At 75.0% G+C, this 14,010-nt stretch carries 11 protein-coding genes; 6 read left to right on the top strand and 5 right to left on the bottom strand.

Annotation, left to right across the window (positions count from 1 at the left end):
- Positions 1 to 80 precede the first annotated feature (80 nt).
- The 4 genes from NHG27_RS07885 to mtrA form a co-directional block, all read right to left on the bottom strand.
- Positions 81 to 950, bottom strand: coding sequence for a ComF family protein (locus NHG27_RS07885; protein ID WP_497015666.1), 870 nt, complete (start codon positions 948 to 950; stop codon positions 81 to 83).
- Positions 951 to 1,067: 117 nt separating this feature from the next.
- Positions 1,068 to 2,801 (bottom strand): LpqB family beta-propeller domain-containing protein, encoded by a 1,734-nt coding sequence (locus tag NHG27_RS07880; RefSeq protein ID WP_497015664.1) that lies wholly within the window; start codon positions 2,799 to 2,801, stop codon positions 1,068 to 1,070.
- Positions 2,798 to 4,540, bottom strand: a complete 1,743-nt coding sequence (mtrB, locus tag NHG27_RS07875; RefSeq protein ID WP_497015757.1) for an MtrAB system histidine kinase MtrB — start codon at positions 4,538 to 4,540, stop codon at positions 2,798 to 2,800. The genes NHG27_RS07880 and mtrB overlap by 4 nt, the downstream gene beginning before the upstream one ends.
- A 101-nt stretch (positions 4,541 to 4,641) precedes the next feature.
- Positions 4,642 to 5,325: an MtrAB system response regulator MtrA gene (mtrA, locus tag NHG27_RS07870; RefSeq protein WP_193719979.1), complete on the bottom strand. Its 684-nt coding sequence runs from the start codon at positions 5,323 to 5,325 to the stop codon at positions 4,642 to 4,644.
- A gap of 219 nt (positions 5,326 to 5,544) precedes the next feature.
- Here mtrA and NHG27_RS07865 point away from each other — a divergent pair, with 219 nt between their 5' ends.
- The 6 genes from NHG27_RS07865 to NHG27_RS07840 all read left to right on the top strand — a co-directional run bounded on the left by NHG27_RS07865 (position 5,545) and on the right by NHG27_RS07840 (position 13,004).
- Entirely contained in the window at positions 5,545 to 6,837 is a 1,293-nt protein-coding gene (locus NHG27_RS07865) for a DUF7847 domain-containing protein (RefSeq protein WP_497015662.1), read from the top strand.
- Positions 6,834 to 7,667, top strand: coding sequence for a DUF4129 domain-containing protein (locus tag NHG27_RS07860; RefSeq protein WP_497015660.1), 834 nt, complete (start codon positions 6,834 to 6,836; stop codon positions 7,665 to 7,667). Before NHG27_RS07865 ends, NHG27_RS07860 begins: the two co-directional genes overlap by 4 nt.
- Positions 7,664 to 8,923, top strand: coding sequence for a DUF4350 domain-containing protein (locus tag NHG27_RS07855; protein WP_497015658.1), 1,260 nt, complete (start codon positions 7,664 to 7,666; stop codon positions 8,921 to 8,923). The genes NHG27_RS07860 and NHG27_RS07855 overlap by 4 nt, the downstream gene beginning before the upstream one ends.
- Positions 8,920 to 10,065, top strand: coding sequence for an AAA family ATPase (locus NHG27_RS07850; RefSeq protein WP_497015657.1), 1,146 nt, complete (start codon positions 8,920 to 8,922; stop codon positions 10,063 to 10,065). The genes NHG27_RS07855 and NHG27_RS07850 overlap by 4 nt, the downstream gene beginning before the upstream one ends.
- Positions 10,066 to 10,089: 24 nt before the next feature.
- Entirely contained in the window at positions 10,090 to 11,382 is a 1,293-nt protein-coding gene (locus NHG27_RS07845; protein WP_497015655.1) for a DUF58 domain-containing protein, read from the top strand.
- A 395-nt stretch (positions 11,383 to 11,777) separates the two neighbouring features.
- Complete coding sequence (locus NHG27_RS07840) at positions 11,778 to 13,004, top strand: winged helix DNA-binding domain-containing protein (RefSeq protein ID WP_497015653.1); 1,227 nt, start codon at positions 11,778 to 11,780, stop codon at positions 13,002 to 13,004.
- A 13-nt stretch (positions 13,005 to 13,017) separates the two neighbouring features.
- Here the strand turns inward: NHG27_RS07840 and NHG27_RS07835 are convergent, their stop codons facing one another.
- The gene (locus NHG27_RS07835) at positions 13,018 to 14,007 is read right to left on the bottom strand and encodes a stage II sporulation protein M (protein ID WP_497015651.1); all 990 of its coding nucleotides are present in this window, start codon (positions 14,005 to 14,007) and stop codon (positions 13,018 to 13,020) included.
- Positions 14,008 to 14,010 lie beyond the last annotated feature (3 nt).

Below are 14,010 nucleotides of genomic sequence, written 5' to 3'. Positions count from 1 at the left end.
TGGCCGCACGGGTCCCCTACCAACCGTTCCCCGTGACGACTGGTCCCCAGGTTAACCCTGCGGGGAGGTAAAGGCAGCATCTATGACAGATGAACTTGGCGCGCCGCGGCGTGTCGTCGCGGAGGGGGTGTCGCGGCGAGCACGAACGCCCCCAGGACCCGCGCGCCGGCCTCCTCCAGGACCCGTCGGCACGACGCCAGGGTCGCCCCGGTCGTCAGGACGTCGTCGACCAGGAGGCACGGGACGCCGGGCCCGGGGCGGCGTGTCCGGCCCCGGCCCGGGGCCCCGGACCGGACGCTGCGGGCGAGGCGGACGGCCCCGAGACGGGCTCCCCGACGCCTCGACCCGAGCCCTACCTGGTCCCGTCCGCGCTGCGCCAGGACGGGCGCGGGGACGGCGTCGACCCCGCCGTCGACGAGGCCGCGTGCGACCGCCCGCGCGAGGCCGCGGACCGGCTCGCGCCCCCGGGCGCGCCGCGCCGCGGACGACGACGGCGCGGGCACCACGAGCACCCGCGCGCGCCCACCCGTCGCGCCACGCACCGGCCCGACGGCGGCATGCACCCAGGGCGCGAGGTCGCGGCCCGCGCGGTACGCGGCTCCCTCGAGGTCGGTCGCGAGATCGAGGCGCCCCTTGTCCTTCCACGCCACGACCAGACCACGCAGCGGCCCGGCGTACGGGGCCGACGCCCACACGGGCAGCGACGGGCTCCCGTCCATCCGGTCGAGCCGCGGCGCGTCGGCCTCGCAACGGGTCGGAGCCCCCGTCAGGGTGCGAGCGCACGCGGAGCACAGCGACACGTCGGCCATGCCGCAGCCGGGGCACTCGACCGGCACGAGCAGGCGGGCCAGCGCGCGCGACCACGCGACGGCGGGCGCGCGGGCCGCGGACCGGAGCCGGGCGTGCGGGAGAGGGAGTGGCTGCGGGCGGACGGGCGGGCGGGTCTGCACGCACCGATGGTCCCGGACGGCCCGTACCCCGTGGCCCGCGTCACGCGCGGGGTGTGGACGCCGGGCACGGGCGGAGGCCTGTGCACGGGCCCACCGAGCGCCCGCCGGGGCGATGGGTCAGCCCGGGTACGTCGGCAGCGCGACGCCCTCGATCCGCTTCTCCCACACGGCCCCCGACCGGCTCCTGCCGAACAGCGTGCCGTCCTGGGTGAGGACCTGGACGGAGCGCTCGCCGTCGCCCGCGCTGATGGCGACCGCTTCCGCCACGGGGGGCAGCCGCGAGGTGTCGCCGCCCACCGCGACGAGGTGCACCGCGACGGCGGTGTCCGTGCGGTCCGTCCCCAGGACCGCGAGCGTCGTCTCGTCGGCCCACACGACCTGCGAGGCCGAGGTGATCGGGGCGCCGACGCGGAACGGCTCCGACAGCCCGGTCGGGACGTCCTTGTCGTCGCGCAGGATCCCCGCGACGTCGACCTTGGTGCTGACCCCGTCCGAGCTGACCACCGCGATCCGGGCGCCGTCGTGGGCTACCCGGATCGACTGGATCGAGCGCCCCGCCAGCCAGGGGGCCGACACCACGACCGGGGCGCCCGGCTCCGCCAGGTCCGCGCGGACGACCTCGAGCGACCCGAGCTGGCGGCCGGGCCCGGACCACACCCCGCCGAACCGGTCGATGCTCGGAGCGAGGAGGTCCTCCCCCGTGAGCAGGAGCGCCTCGGGCAGGTTCCTCGTCGCGAGCCGCACGATGCTGCTCGTGCCGTCACGGACCACGAGGGGACGGGCATCGTTGCCCTGCGCCAGGGCCGTGGCCGCGATCCCGTCGAGCGGGACCGCCGGGGAGAGCGGGACGACGTCGTCGACCCCTCCGTCGAGCACCATGACCTCGCCCTGCGCCGCGACGATCTCGTTCCCCTCCACGCCGGCCTTGGTGAGCACCACGCCGCTGGTCGGCGTGCTCAGCAGGTCCTCACCGCGGTAGAGGTTGACCGTCAGGGGGAGCGCGTCGAAGAGCGTCGCCTCGAGCTGCGCCTTGAGCAGCGCGCGGTCCTCGGGGGTCGCGAGCGAGATCGCGTCCGTGAGCCGGACGTCGACCACCCCGCCCTCGCTCAGCACGGCCTCGGGGCTCAGCACGGTCCCCTCGGGGACGACGGAGGCCGTCGCGCCCCGCAGCCACTCCACGGGACCGACCAGCGTCTCCTTGACGGCGCTCGTCTGCCAGGTCCGGTTGGAGAACCACCGGTCGTCCGGGACGAGGACCTCACGGTCGGCCGACGGGAAGTAGAGGCGGGTCGGCCGGAACGCCGCCTGGAAGCCGCTCTCGGTGAGCAGCAGCCCGTCCTCGACCGTCTCGATCCTCCACTGCCCGTCGCCCTGGCGCACCAGGCCGAACGACACGGGCACGGTGCCCTCCCCGTCGGGGGCGTCCTCGGCGTAGACGCCCCGCTTGTCCAGCGCCCCGACCACCGTCGCGCTGCCCGTGACCGTGACCCGGCCCGTCTTCACGGCCTCCTCGTCCATCATCAGGTCGAGGTCCCCGTCGTAGACCAGCACCTGCGACTCCCAGTCCCACGCCGTCGCCTTGCCCGTGAGGAACTCCTGCGCGACGTCGAAGCTGCCGGCCGGGCCCGCCGCCTGCGCCGTCAGGAACCCCTGCACGATGCTCAGCGGGTCGTCGCCCGCCACGGGCCCCCGCGCTCGCAGCCCCGGGGCGTTGTAGCCCTGGACCACGGTGTCGCCCTGGAACACGGGACCCGACGTCGGGATCGCCGCACAGCCGGACAGCGCGAGGGCCGCCGCGACGGTGCCCGCCCCGAGGGCGCCCGACCGCCTCCTGCGCCGTGGTTCGGTCATCGTGGCTGCTCCTCGTGGGCGGACCGGTCGACCGCGCGGTCGTCCGTCCGGTCGGCGGGCTGGTCGGCGGACCGGTCCGGACGTTCGGCGACCGCGCCCTGACGGGCGAACGTGAGGTGACCGTCGTGCAGGACGGGCAGCGCGGAAGGGCTGGTGGTCCCCTCGGTCGGGTCCTCGACGCGTTCGATCTGCCCTGTCGGCGGACGGGACCCGCGGCCGCGGGTCGGTTCCTCGGGCACCAGCGGCAGCGGGGAGGACTCGAGCCGGATACCGGCTCGCAGCGGGAGCGTGAGCCGGAACGCCGCCCCCAGGCCCGGGCGCCCCCAGACCTCGAGCCAGCCGCCGTGCAGGTGCGCGTCCTCGAGCGAGATCGCGAGGCCGAGCCCTGTCCCCCCGGTCGTGCGGGCGCGCGCCGGGTCCGCCCGCCAGAAGCGGTCGAACACGTGCAGCGCCTCCTCCTGCGTCATCCCGACGCCGTGGTCACGGACCACGACGGCGACCGCGTAGCGGTCCTGGGCGACCGTGATCTCGACCGGCCTCTCCTCGGCGTGCTCGATCGCGTTGACCACCAGGTTGCGGACGATCCGCTCGACGCGCCGCGGGTCCACGTCGGCGGTCACGGCCTCCTCCGGCAGGTGCACCGACAGCCACACGCCCTTGCGCTCGGCGAGCGGCGCCGCGAGCTCGACGGCCGCGTTGACCACGTCCCGGACGTCCCGGCGGTCGGCGTCGAGCTGCGCCGCCCCCGCGTCGAACCGGCTGATCTCCAGCAGGTCGGCCAGGAGGTCCTCGAACCGGTCGAGCTGCGTCTGGAGCAGCTCGGCCGACCGCCTCGAGGCAGGGTCGAAGTCGTCGCGCGAGGCGTGCAGGACCTCACCCGCCATCCGGATCGTCGTGAGCGGCGTGCGCAGCTCGTGCGACACGTCCGACACGAAGCGACGCTGCAGGAGCGACAGCTCCTCCATCCGGCCGATCTGGAGCTGGAGGCTCTCCGCCATCTCGTTGAACGAGCGCGCGAGCGTCGCGAGCTCGTCGTGCCCCTTCACGGGGAGGCGCTCGCTCAGGTGGCCGTCCGCGAGCCGTTCGGCGACCCGGGCCGCGTTGCGGACAGGCTGCACCGCCTGACGGGTCACGACCCAGGTGATGAGCCCCAGGATGCCCACGAGGAAGGCCGCACCCACGACCAGGGTCCGCTGGAGGAACGACAGCGTCTCCTGCTCGGGCGCGAGCGAGTACAGGAAGTAGAGCTCGTAGGCGCCGACGGTCGGCACCTGGACCTTCGACCCCACGAGGACGCCAGGGTCGACGGGCGAGCTCGGGTCCGAGGGGTCGCGCGGGATCGCGACCGACTGGAGCTCGCGACCGTCGCTGGCCATGACCGCGGCCCGGAGCTCGTCCGAGACGAGGCTCGCGAGCTGGTTGTCGGTGCTCACGTCGTTGAGCCGCGAGAGCGCACCCTCGGGGCGCATGAGGAAGATCTTGCGGTCGGGGCTGCCGCTCGTGCGCAGCGCGTTGTGGACGTCCAGCAGCAACGTCTGGATCTCGGACTCCTTGGTCTTGGACAAGGAGGCCGTGAACAGGCTCTGCGCCTGCTGGATCGAGCTGGCGCTCTCCGCGTTGATCTGCTCGAGCCGCTGCTCGAACAGGCCGTCGCGCATCTCGCTCGACAGGTACGCGCCCAGGGCGGCGACCGTGATGACCCCGACCACGAGCGCGGTCCCGACGACCCGCAGCTGCATCGACGACCTGGCCTGCCAGGTGAGGCGGCCGACCGCGGCGCGCACACGCCGTCGGGCGCGACGGAAGGACCGCCCCACCCGCACACGCAGCGACGGAGCGCTCACCCGCGCGCCGAGCCCGCCTTGTACCCGACGCCGCGCACGGTCAGGACGATCTCCGGGTTCTCCGGGTCGTGCTCGACCTTGGACCGCAGCCGCTGCACGTGGACGTTCACGAGCCGCGTGTCCGCCGCGTGCCGGTAGCCCCAGACCTTCTCGAGGAGGACCTCGCGCGTGAACACCTGCCAGGGCTTGCGGGCGAGCGCCACCAGGAGGTCGAACTCGAGGGGCGTCAGCGCGATCGGGCGGCCGTCGCGCGTGACCCGGTGCCCCGTCACGTCGATCTCGACGTCGCCGATCGCGAGGTGCTCGGGCGCGGGCTCGTCCGAGCGGCGCAGCCGGGCGCGGATGCGCGCCACGAGCTCCTTGGGCTTGAACGGCTTGGAGATGTAGTCGTCCGCCCCCGACTCGAGGCCCAGGACGACGTCGACCGTGTCGCTCTTGGCCGTGAGCATGATGATGGGAACCCCCGACTCCGCACGGATCAGGCGGCACACCTCCGTACCGTCCTTGCCGGGGAGCATCAGGTCCAGCAGGACGAGGTCCGGCTGGGAGCTGCGGAACGCCCCCAGCGCCAGGTCCCCGTCCGCGCAGAAGACCGGGTCGAACCCTTCGGACCGCAGCACGATGCCGATCATCTCGGCGAGAGCGGTGTCGTCGTCGACCACAAGCACACGTACCTTCATGGCCCCATTTTGCCATTGACGGAGGGGTCGTCGGGCCGACCCTCCGTACGGCGTCCAGGGTTCACCCGGACCGCACGTCCGCCACGGGCGACAGCCCCCCGTACTAGGGTGGTCCGCTACCGGGCCGGACGCCGTCGAAGGCGCCGCGCACGGCCTCACCAGCACGAGCCCAGACGAGCCCGACGGGCCCGACAGAACCGAGCGGGGACAGCAGAGCAGATGACGACGCCCGACGACGCCGGCACGCCAGCACCGGACGACACCCCGCGCTACGGCCAGCGCGCACCGCAGCCCCCGGCGGGCTCGACGCCGCCTGCTGGTCCGACGCCGCCCGCGGGCGGCGCGCCCGGCGGGTACGGGCAGCCCGGCCAGTACGGGCAGCCGGGCCAGCACGGGCAGCCCGGCACGCCGCCGCCGCCCGGTCAGCCTGCGCAGCAGCCCACGCCGAACGCCTGGGGGCAGCCGCAGTACGGCCAGTACGGCGCGCCCCAGTACGGCACCTCGCAGTACGGCGGCGGCGCCCAGCAGTCCGGGTACGGTCCCCCGTCGTTCGCGGGCAAGCCCTACGCGCCGCCCGCGAACAAGCCCGGGATCATCCCGCTGCGCCCGCTGACCCTCGGGGAGATCTTCGACGGCGCGTTCGGGGCGATCCGCGCCAACCCCAAGGTCATGCTCGGCATGAGCGCGACCGTGATCGCCGTCGCGACGGTCGTCGGGCTGGCACTGGGCGTGCTGGTCAGCGGCATCTTCTCGCCCCAGATCGCACAGCTCGAGGCCGAGCTCGGTGCGGAGGCCGTCGGCCTCACCGACATGTTCCCGCTGTTCGGGGCGACGCTCGTGTCCTCGCTCGTCCTGGGCCTGGCCATGCCCGTCGTCAACGGCATCCTCATCACGTCGGTGGGACAGTCCGTGATCGGTCGCAAGGCGAGCGCCCGGGAGGTCTGGGACCAGGCGCGGTCCAAGGTCTGGGCCCTGCTCGGCTTCTCGATCCTGTGGTCGCTCGCGGTCGGGGCGGTCTGGTTCGTGTACCTGCTCCTGACGGTCCTCGCCTTCACGGCCTCCGTCGGGCTGGGGATCGCGGTCGCGCTCCTGGGCCTGCTGGGCGTCGGGGTCTTCTTCGCGTGGTTCGTGGTCCGCACGCTCCTGGTCCCGCCCGCCATGGTCCTCGAGGGGCAGGGGTTCGCGAGCGGGGTCAAGCGCGGCTGGACGGTCTCCCGCGGGTCGTTCTGGCGTCTGCTGGGGATCTACCTGCTGGCGTACCTCGCGGTCTGGGCCATCACGTCGATCGTGGCGCAGCCGTTCGGGCTCGTCGGGGGCATGGTCTCGGTCATGAGCATGTTCGCGATGTACGCGATCATCGCCGTGGGCTCGGTCTTCACGGGCGTCATCAGCGCGGTCTTCCTCGCCGGGGTCGTCTCGCTGCTCTACATCGACGTACGCATGCGCCGCGAGGGTCTCGACGTCGAGCTCACCGCCGCGGCGAACGAGCGCGACGAGCACGGCACGGCGTGACCGGGACGCTCGGTGCGGCGCTCGTCGCCTGGCCCGCTGCCGGCACGGTGAGCCTCGGCGCGTCCCCGGGAGCCAGGTGGGGCGTCCTGGCGGACGTCCCGGTCGAGCCCGACGCCGACACCGCGCGCCTCTGGCTCAAGGAGGAGCTGCTCGACCCCGTCTACCTCGACGACCCCTCGCTCCTCGCACGGTTCCTCGACTGGCTGTCCGGGCTGTTCGACGACGTCCGCGTCCTGGACGTCAACCCCGTCGTGGCCTCGGCCGTGATCGTCGGGCTCGTCCTGGTGGTCGCGGCGATCGCCTACGTGGTCGCCGGTCCCGTCCGTGTCTCGCGCCGGGCCCGCGCGTCCGTCGCCGTGTTCGAGGACGACGAGCGCTCTGCCGCGGACCTGCGCGCCGCCGCGGACTCCGCCGCGGCGGCCGGGGACTGGGGCACCGCCGTGGTCGAGCGCTACCGCGCGGTCGTCCGCTCGCTCGAGGAACGCGTGCTCCTGGACCCGCGGCCGGGGCGCACGGCCCACGAGGCCGCCGCCGCCGCCGCCCTGCGTCTGCCTGCCCTGACCGACCGGCTCGACGCGGGGGCCCGCCTGTTCGACGACGTCCGGTACGGCAAGATCTCGGTGGGCCCCGCCGCCGACCAGGCCCTGCGCGAGCTCGACGCCGCGGTCCTCGCGACGCGGCCGACGCCTCTGGTCCCCCTGGACGGCCCCACGGGCTCCGGGGGCCCCGACCAGGCCGGCCCCGGAACCGCGGTCCCCGGCACGCCGGTCGCCGTGACGACCCCGCTCCCCACCGACCAGGAGCCGACCGCGACCGGAGGCGCCCGATGACCGCCCGCCTCGACGCCCCGCCCCCGCCCGTCTCCGCGTCCGCCTCGTCGGGCGCGCCCGTCACGACCTCCTACGTCCCGGTCCGCGTGATGGGCGACGGCACCACGGCAGGCTCCCGCGCCGCGCGACGCTGGCGCAGCGCCCGCTGGCCCCTGGCCGTCCTCCTCCTGGTCGCGATCGTCGCCGGGCTCGCGGCCCTGTCCCGTCCGGCCGTCTCGAGCACCCCGCTCGCCCCGGACAACGCCGACCCGGGCGGCGCCCGCGCCCTGGCCCAGGTGCTGGGCGACCAGGGCGTGACGGTCGAGTACGTGACCGCGACCGCGGACGCGGTCTCCCGGGCCCGGGCCGGGACGACGCTCCTGGTGACGTCCGACCTCAACCTCCTGCCCGAGCAGGTCGACGCCCTCCTGGCGACCGACGCCGACCTGGTGCTCCTCGAGCCGGGGTACGACCTCCTCGAGGGCGCGACCGACCTGTCCGCGACCCTGGGCGACGACTGGTCGTCACCCGACGCCCTGCGGACCCCTGAGTGCACCGACCCCGACGCCGTCGCGGCCGAGAGCATCCGCAGCTCGGGGTTCGGGTTCACGACGACCGGACCCGGCTCGCTCGTCTGCTTCCCGGGCGACGACAGCCCGCCGGACACCGGCGCCTACCTCGTCCACGAGGGCGACCGCCGTGTCGTCGCCCTCGACGACGCGGGCCTCCTCAGCAACGCCCGGATCGACGAGGACGGCAACGCGGCCCTGGCGCTGCGTGCCCTCGGCCGCCACGAGACCCTCACGTGGTTCGTGCCCGACCTCCTCGACACGACGTCCACCGGCGACCCCGCGGTCGGGGCGGCCGTCCTGCCGCCGTGGGTCGCGGTCGTGCTCGTGCAGCTCCTCGTGGTCGCGCTGCTCGCCGCGCTCTGGCGCGGGCGCCGGCTCGGCCCCCTCGTGACCGAGGACCTCCCGGTCGTCGTCCGCGCGGCGGAGACCACCCGCGGCCGGGGGCGGCTCTACCGTCGCTCGCGCTCGCGCGGCCACGCGGCGGCCGGGCTGCGCGCCCACAGCGCCGACCGGATCGCCTCGCGCCTGGGTCTGCCCCGCTCCGCGGCGGCCCCCGCCCTGATCGACGCGATCGTCCGTGCCACGCACCGCCCGGCCGAGCAGGTCGCGCACCTCCTGTACGGCCCACCACCCGCCGACGACGCAGCGCTGCTCGAGCTCGCGCGTCACCTTGACCAGTTGGAGAGCGAGGTCTTCCACCCGTGACGCACCACCCCGAGGGGTCGAACCCCTATCAGCCCGCCGAGCGCTACGCGCCGCCGCAGCCCGCGCAGCCCCAGGCCCCCGCTCAGGCCCCCGGCCCGCAGCCTGCCTACGGTGCCCCCGTCCCTCCGCCCACGGTCCCCACGCCGCAGCCGGTCGCCGACGCACCCGCGCAGGCCGCGCCGTCGGGCCCGTCGCACGAGCTGCGCTCGGCCCTCGCGGCCGTGCGCACCGAGGTCGGCAAGGCCGTCGTCGGGCAGGACGCCGCCGTGACGAGCCTGCTCATCGCGATGCTCTGCAAGGGCCACGTGCTCCTCGAGGGCGTGCCGGGCGTCGCCAAGACGCTGCTCGTGCGCACCCTCGCGGCCTCGCTCGACCTCGACACCAAGCGCGTCCAGTTCACGCCCGACCTCATGCCCGGCGACGTCACGGGCTCGCTCGTGTACGACGCCCGCACGGCCGAGTTCTCCTTCCGCGAAGGCCCCGTGTTCACGAACCTGCTGCTGGCCGACGAGATCAACCGCACGCCTCCCAAGACGCAGGCGTCGCTGCTCGAGGCCATGGAGGAACGCCAGGTCTCGGTCGACGGGACGCCGCGCATGCTGCCGGACCCGTTCCTCGTCATCGCGACGCAGAACCCCGTCGAGTACGAGGGCACGTACCCGCTGCCCGAGGCCCAGCTCGACCGCTTCCTGCTCAAGCTCGTCCTGCCGCTGCCCGAGCGCGACCAGGAGATCGAGGTCCTCGCACGGCACGCCGCGGGCTTCAACCCGCGCGACCTCGCCGCCGCGGGCGTGCGCCCCGTCGCGGGCCGCGAGGTCCTCGACCGTGCTCGCGCCGAGGTCGCCCAGGTGCAGGTCTCGCGCGAGGTCCTCGGCTACGCCGTGGACCTGTGCCGGGCCACGCGCCACTCCCCCTCGCTCTCGCTCGGCGTCTCGCCGCGCGGCGCGACGGCGCTCCTGGCCACCTCGCGTGCGTGGGCCTGGCTGTCCGGCCGCGGGTACGTCACGCCCGACGACGTCAAGGCCCTGGCCCACCCGACGCTGCGCCACCGCGTCCAGCTCCGCCCCGAGGCCGAGCTCGAGGGCGTCACGGCCGAGAGCGTGCTCGACACGGTGCTGGCCTCCGTGCCGGTCCCCCGCTGAGCGCCGACGGCCTGAAGGGATGACATGGCTCTGACGTGGCGCGCGGTCGCGCTGGCGGCCCTGGGCGTGGTCGCGGTCCTCGTGGTGCCCTCGTACGGCACCGTGCTGCTCTGGGCGCTCGTCGTGGTCGCGCTGTGCGTGCTCGACGTGATGCTCGCGGCCTCCCCGCGCCAGGTCGCGGTCGAGCGGCGCGTCCCCGGCTCGGTGCGCCTCACGGGTCGCGCGACGTCGCAGCTCGTCGTGACCAACCTGACCGGCCGACGCCTGCGGGCCGTGGTGCGCGACGCGTGGGCCCCGTCCGCGGGCGCGCAGGCCAACCGGCACGCCGTCGACCTCCCTCCCGGGGAGTCGGCCCGCCTGACGACCGTGCTCGTGCCCACGCGCCGGGGCGACCGGCTCGCGGACAGGGTCACGATCCGCTCGTCGGGCCCCCTCGGGCTGGCGGCACGCCAGGTCTCGCTCGTCGTCCCGGGGCGGCTGCGCGTGCTCCCCGAGTTCGCGTCGCGCCGCCACCTGCCCAGCAGGCTCGCGCGGCTGCGCGAGATGGACGGGCGCTCCGCCGTCCAGGTCCGCGGCGAGGGGACCGAGTTCGACTCGCTGCGCGAGTACGTGATCGGCGACGACGTGCGCTCGATCGACTGGCGGGCGTCGGCCCGGCGCGCCGACATGGTCGTGCGCACCTGGCGGCCCGAGCGTGACCGTCGCGTCCTGCTCGTCCTGGACACGTCGCGCACCTCGGCCGCCCGCGTGGGGGACGAGCCGCGGCTCGACGCGAGCATCGAGGCCGCGCTGCTGCTCTCGGCCCTCGCCGGGCGAGCCGGTGACCGTGTCGAGCTGTTCGCCTACGACCGCGGCGTGCGGGCCAGGGTCGCGGGTGCCGCAGGTCCCCGGCTCATGCCGGCCCTCGCCGACGCGCTCGCGCCCATCGAGCCCGCGCTGCTCGAGACCGACTGGCCCGGGCTGGTCGGCTCGGTCCACCAGCGGCTGTCGCAGCGCGCGCTCGTGGTGCTGCTCACGACGCTCGACCCGGCGGCCGTGGAGACGGGCCTGCTGCCCGTCGTCGGGCAGCTCACCGCCAAGCACCAGGTGGTCGTCGCCTCGGTCGCGGACCCCGAGGTCGCGGCGCTGCGGGAAGCACGGGACGGCGTCGCCGAGGTCTACGACGCCGCGGCCGCCGCCCGCGTCGAGCTCGAGCGCACCGCGGTGCGGACCGTGCTCTCCCAGAAGGGGGTCGAGGTGGTCGAGGGCCTGCCCGAGGAGCTCGCGCCACGGCTCGCGGACACGTACCTCGCGCTCAAGGCCGCAGGGCGGCTCTAGCCGCTCCGTCCGGACGAGACCGCCCCGGGGCGCGCTCGTCCGGACAGGGCGCGCCCTGGTCCTCACCGCTCCGTCACAGGGCCCGTCGAGATGCTCCCACCCCACCGCCTAGGCTGGTGGGTGGAAACCCCCATCTCCCGAGGAGCCCCACCGTGACCCGACCGGCCACCCCGCGCGACCGCGAAGCCCGCAACAGGCGCGTCGCGATCATCGTGATCTTCGCGCTCTCCGCGACGTTCGTCATCCCGGCGCTCGGCTTCCTGGTCTTCTGAGGCGCCCGCGCCGACCGACGGGCACCGACCGGTCGCACCGGCAGGAACCCGACCGGCCTGGCCCCCACCGGGTCCCGACCCGTCGGGGGGCGCGCTGTCGGCACCGCGCGGCAGGATGACCCCATGACCGCTGCCGGCCGCCACGGGCCCTCGCTCAGCCTCGCCGAGCTCAACCGGGCCCTGCTGGCGCGCCAGCACCTGCTCGCACCGGCCTCCGCGGCGTCCGCGCCGGAGCCCCGTACCGGGAGCGCCGGAGCCCGGACCCCGGCCGTCGCCGAGGTCGACCACCTGGTCGGGCTCCAGTCGCAGGTCCCCACGACGCCCTACCCGGGACTGTGGTCACGGCTCGACGGGTTCCGTACCGAGGACCTCGCGGACCGGTTCCTGGACCGCTCCGTGACCCGCATCGCCCTCCTGCGGGGCACTGTCCACCTCGTCACGGCCGAGGACGCCCTGGAGCTCCCCGGCGTGCTCCGCCCGCTGCTCGAGTCCGGGGTGCGCGTGGGCAGCGCGCACGCGAAGGCCCTGGTGGGCACGGACCTCGACGACGTCGCCGCGGCTGCCGAGGACCTGCTGGGCGACGGCCCGCTCACCTCGGGCGAGCTGGGCCGGCTCCTCGGTGAGCGCTGGCCCGACGTCGACCCCCAGCACCTGGCGTACACCGCCCGCTGCTTCCTCCCCCTCGTCCAGGTCACGCCGCGCGGGCTGTGGGGCGCGACCGGCCCCGGCACCACGACGACCTGGACCACGGCCGACGCCTGGTTCGGGCGTCCGAGCCGCGGGCTCCGCGACCCCGACGAACGGTCCGAGGCGCTCGCCCGGCTCGTCCGCCGCTACCTCGTGGCGTTCGGCCCGGCCACGGTCATGGACGCCCAGAGGTGGTCGGGACTGACGGGCCTGCGCGACGTCGTCGGGCGGCTGCGGCCCGAGCTCGTGACGTTCACCGGCCCTGACGGCAAGGAGCACCTGGACCTGCCGGACGCCCCGCGGCCCGGCGCGGACGCCGTCGCCCCCCTCGTGCTCGTCGCCGAGTTCGACAACCTCGTGCTGGGCCACGCGAACCGCACGCGCGTCGTGGACGACGTGCGGCGCAGGGCGATCACGACCGTCAACGGCCAGGTGCCCGGGACGGTCCTGGTGGACGGCTACGTGGCCGCGACGTGGAAGGTGCGGCGGTCCGGCCTGCGACCGGCGACGACGCCCGACGCCGTCGCGCGCCTCGACGTGACCCCGCTCGGCCACGCCTTCACCCGCGCGCAGCGGGCCGCGCTCGACGAGCGCGGCGGCGAGCTGCTGCGGTTCGTCGCGCCCGACGCGTCGGCGCACGAGGTGGTCGTGGCGCCCGGCTGACGGCGGGCCGTGCTCAGCCCGCGACCGGCGCGACGTCCCCCGCGAGGTCGGCCGAGAGGTCGCCCGTCTCCCCCGCCTCGACGGCGCGTCGACCGAGCAGGAGCGTGTAGGTCCAGAAGGCGGCGAGCGCGACGGCCCCGATCACGATCTTGAGCCACCAGGCCATGCCCGACCCGGTGACGAACCCCTCGATCAGTCCCGAGACGCCCAGCACGACCACGAGCCCGATCACGACGGTGAACAGCGAGCGCCCCTCCTCCGCGAGGGCCCGCAGGCGCGGTCGCGGGCCGGGGTCGACCATGGTCCAGAACAGCCGCAGCCCCGCAGCCCCCGCGACGAAGATCGCGGTGAGCTCGAGCAGCCCGTGCGGGGCGATGAGCGTGAGGAACGTGTCGAGCTCGCCGTACGAGGCCATCATGCCGCCCGTCGACCCGATCGCCACGGCGTTCGTGAACAGCAGGTAGGCCGTGAAGACCCCGGTGATCCCGAACGCGATGCACAGGGCCGCGATCCAGGCGTTGTTCGTCCAGACCATCGCCGCGAAGTCGGCGCCGGGGTCGTAGTAGCTCGCGAAGGCCTCGTTGACGTAGGCCTCGCGCTCGCTGGGCGTGCCCATCGAGGCGAGCGCGTCCGGGGTGGTCGCGACCCACCAGCCGGAGACGACGGCGACCAGGAGGAACAGGACCATGACGGTCACGGTCCACCACCGGATCCGGTACAGGGCCGCGGGCACCGAGACGACCGCGAGGCGCGTCACGTCACGCCACGCGGGCTCGTGGGCGCCCGCGATGCGTCCCCGCGCGCGCCCGAGCAGGTCGGAGAGCCGCGTGATGAGGACCGGGTCGGGAGCGGACGAGCGGATGGTCGACAGGTGGGTCGCGACCGACTGGTAGAGGCGGACCAGCTCGTCGGCCTCCGCGCCGTCGAGCGTGCGCTTCCTGGTCAGCTCGGCGAGCCGCGACCACTCGTCGCTGTGCACGGCGTTGAAGGCATCGAGGTCCACGCG

This window comes from Oerskovia sp. 140933 (assembly GCF_059651515.1).
Note: the sequence above shows the minus strand (reverse complement) of the source record. Positions and strands in the feature narration are given on the sequence as shown.